Genomic DNA, 2983 nt, shown 5'->3' with positions numbered 1-2983 from the left:
GACGTGGGGTTGTTCTTCAACTGGCTCGGGTTCCCCGCGATGAGCTGTCCACGCCAACTGAACCCGTTGTTACCGTTGAATGCACACGGCGTGTAGAGCAGCGCCTCGATCGGTGCGGTGATCGTGAATCCGTTCTTCACCGAGAAATCTCCCTGCGTACCGCTCGCGCAGGTCGGTTGCCCGTCCGACACCAAATCGGGGGTGATGAACCAGATCTTGTGCGCTGCGCTGGTGGACGAGGAGAATTCGAGGGAGTTGACCCCGGAGAAATCGAACCTGTTCGCGAAAATCACGACGTCGCTCGTGAGCTTCACGGTGGTGTTGTTGGACGCGGTGGGCCCCGCGCCGCACGCGCGCGCATCGATGATCACCGGTTTGCCCAGTGTTGTTCCGCCGAGGGTGCCATTGGGCAGTGCACAGTTGGACGGGAGAAGCGTTCTCACTTCATAGGGAGTGCCGGAAGAATCCACCCAGGCGGCGGGGGTGTATCCCACCTCCGTCCACGGCGGCATCGTCGGCACGACAGTCGACCGCGTATACGTACCCCCAACGCTGGTTCCGGGGGGATTGGGGCCAACCCTCCCCGCCGTCAGAACGGGGCTCACCGCGGCCGACGAAAGGTTGTCGCGGATGAATCCACGGCCGAGCGTCGCGGTTCCGGACACCCATGCGCTCCCGTTGACGGTGCACTTGTTGGTGAAGGTCAGCGCGCCGTTCACGATCACGTTTCCATTGAGCACCGAGTTGTTCACGTCGCAGAGAAGGTCGCCGTTTTTGACCATGATGCCCGCGCCCGGGGACTCCGTCATGTCAAAGCTCGAGTTCGCGTCGACGGAGCCCCCCTTGTAGAGGTACACGGCAACTCCGCTGGCTTCGATGCCGGGAACGACGTACTTCATCACCGCTTCGACCTTGGTTGCATTACCCACGGTCGCGCCGTTGACGCCCGGTGACTGGGCGGCGCCGGTCGAGACGATCCGCACCTCCTTGGCCGTGACGGGCGGACACCCGGCGATCCACACCGTGTCCACGAAGTACTCGACCTTCGCGCTGTACTTGGGCGCTACCGACGACGAATACGTTCCGGGCGTCGGCTGTGCCGCGCAGTTTCCCACGGTGTAGAGGCCTGCACGGGCCGCGGCCACGCCGGCGTCCGCGGCCGCCCCGGACTGCACACCGGAACGAGTCGAGGAGCTCACTCCATAGGCGCCCACCACGGAGGCGGTGATGAGCGACGCGAAGATCAGGCCCACGACCATCAGGCCGAGAACGGATGCCAAGGCGGCCCCGCGTTCCTGGTCCCCGCGGAGAACAGCAACGTTGCGTGTCAGAAACATGTCAGGTTCCCCGATGCTCCGGCCCGACTCGTTGCGGAACTCGAGATCACGACGGGCGGGTGATCACCGACCTTGCTCATGAAGTTCACGGCCAGTTTCTGGCCGGTGGTGGAAAAGATAGCTGCACCTGACACGGGGGCCATGCCCTGCTGGACGACCGTCCAGGTCGAGAGCTGGCTCGGCGTCGGCGCGAGGATGGCAGCGTTCGACTGCGTGAAGCGGATGCTGCCGCCGTTGGCCGCCGAGTAATACCAGGCCACGCACTGCCACGACAGCGTGACCTCTCGTTTGGCGGTGCGCGCCACGAGCAATTGATCCGTACCCGCCGGGGTGGTCAACAGGAAATCGCTGGAATTGCGCACGTTGGTCTCGATGGAATCGGCCACTACCTGTGCGGAGGTGGTGGCAGCCGTCATGCCCCGCACGCTTTCGGTGGTTGTCAACCCGCTGATGAAAAGCCCCGCGACGACGGCGATGACGATGATCAACAGGCTGCTGTAGACGATGAGCTCCACGAGCGTGTAGCCGTGTTCGGACTCGTCGCTGGCAGGCGGCACGCTATCTCACCGCCACGAAGATCAGGGTTTTGGCCGCGGCAACCTGCGCGCCGGTGTCCGTGCGCACGACGGTGACGGCAACAGGAACGGTCATCGGGTACGAGGAGGCCGGCGTCGGGCATGTACCGCCAACTGTCCGGGTCACCCGCAGGGTTACCCCGCGCGCGTCGAGCACCGTGGATGTCGCCGCGGTCAGGCCCGTGCACGTGGTTTGGGCCCGAGCGTTCTCGGTTTCCCTGTTCACGAGCTGGGTCGCGGTCGCGAGCGTCCCGTTGGCTGAGGATTGCTTGACCCCCTGCACGAGGAACGGCAGGAACGCTACCGCCAGCAGTCCGAGCAGAAACATGGAAACGGCAATTTCGATCAGGCCGAAACCCGCGTCACCACGTCGCCCGGAGGACCCCGGGAAAACGGTCATGCGTCACGCCTCCTCGGGACGGTATGGGGTATTGCTGTGCAGAACGTGATCGGTGGGCCGCCGCCTCGGGGTCACCCCACCGATCACTTTCTGCACGGGCTCAGTGCACGTTGAGACGCTGTTATGCAGGGCAGGCGGCGTCTTCGACGCCACTGGTGGCGGTGACGTGGAAGGAATCGCCGCTTGCGCTTTCCGCGCTAAGGCAGAACGACGCTTCGGTTGTCCCGGCCGCCGGCACGGAGCTCGAGACGGTCAACGTGACACCATCGCTCTCGGTGTAGCCAGCGGCGAGAAGGTCGTCTTTCGTCACGGCGGCAGGCGTGGTCTGGCTGACCAGAACACTCACGTAGGCGACCTTGGCGGTGCCGAGGTCGGACTTCGCGGCAGAGTCTTTGGCCTGGTCCTGCTGGCTGAGGAAGATCGGGATGGCGATGGCCGCCAGGATTCCGATGATGATGACAACCACGAGGAGCTCGATGAGGGTGAACCCCTTGTCGTCCTTGTTCAGGGCTGCGCGCTTGCGGGCGAGCGGTGCGGTGAGTCTGCTGATCATGGGGTTCCTTCTGTGGGTGCCTGTGAGCAGGACATTCGCTCGTGTGGCCCCAGTTTAGGGGGTGTATCAGCACAAAATGTAGAAAACCTGAATATTCAATGCCTAGTTCTCGGGCGAA

Annotated in this window: 4 protein-coding genes; all 4 read right to left on the bottom strand. The window is 63.9% G+C overall.

Going from position 1 to position 2983, the window contains the following annotated elements; all coding sequences use genetic code 11:
- Positions 1–1337: hypothetical protein (locus tag JF66_RS17575; RefSeq protein ID WP_035880058.1), on the bottom strand; the 1337-nt coding region annotated here is incomplete at its 3' end.
- Positions 1328–1894, bottom strand: coding sequence for a PilW family protein (locus JF66_RS17570; protein WP_035880057.1), 567 nt, complete (start codon positions 1892–1894; stop codon positions 1328–1330). The genes JF66_RS17570 and JF66_RS17575, both read right to left, overlap by 10 nt.
- A 1-nt stretch (position 1895) precedes the next feature.
- Positions 1896–2312 carry a type II secretion system protein gene (locus tag JF66_RS17565; RefSeq protein ID WP_035880056.1) on the bottom strand — a complete coding sequence of 139 codons (417 nt, stop codon included), beginning with the start codon at positions 2310–2312 and terminating at the stop codon, positions 1896–1898.
- A 121-nt stretch (positions 2313–2433) separates the two neighbouring features.
- Positions 2434–2865, bottom strand: coding sequence for a type II secretion system protein (locus JF66_RS25150; protein ID WP_035880055.1), 432 nt, complete (start codon positions 2863–2865; stop codon positions 2434–2436).
- Positions 2866–2983: the final 118 nt, after the last annotated feature.

The organism is Cryobacterium sp. MLB-32, from assembly GCF_000738085.1.
Taxonomy (GTDB): Bacteria; Actinomycetota; Actinomycetes; order Actinomycetales; family Microbacteriaceae; genus Cryobacterium.
Note: the sequence above shows the minus strand (reverse complement) of the source record. Positions and strands in the feature narration are given on the sequence as shown.